Below are 220 nucleotides of genomic sequence, written 5' to 3' on the forward strand. Positions count from 1 at the left end.
TTGACGTAAGGTGAAACCCCAAGTCAGGATGAGCTAGACTTAATGAAAGCACGTTTGCGTCTCTCAAAAGCCGTTAGACAGGTAATGGCAAATGGCCTTAGTCTGCTAGGCTTGTCTCCACCGTCTAGCATGTAGTACTTTTCTAAAATGTGACAAGAGTATAGACAGCTGATAGCATTAATTCGATGATGAAAGTTAAATCCAGTAGGGAGAACGAGAT

General features: G+C 42.3%; 1 pseudogene. It reads left to right on the forward strand.

Annotated elements, in window-relative coordinates:
* Positions 1–9 precede the first annotated feature (9 nt).
* A pseudogene (locus V6252_RS13275) lies at positions 10–135 on the forward strand (DALR anticodon-binding domain-containing protein); the annotation flags it as partial.
* Positions 136–220: the final 85 nt, after the last annotated feature.

The organism is Psychrobacter proteolyticus, assembly GCF_038155145.1.
Lineage (GTDB): Bacteria > Pseudomonadota > Gammaproteobacteria > Pseudomonadales > Moraxellaceae > Psychrobacter > Psychrobacter proteolyticus_B.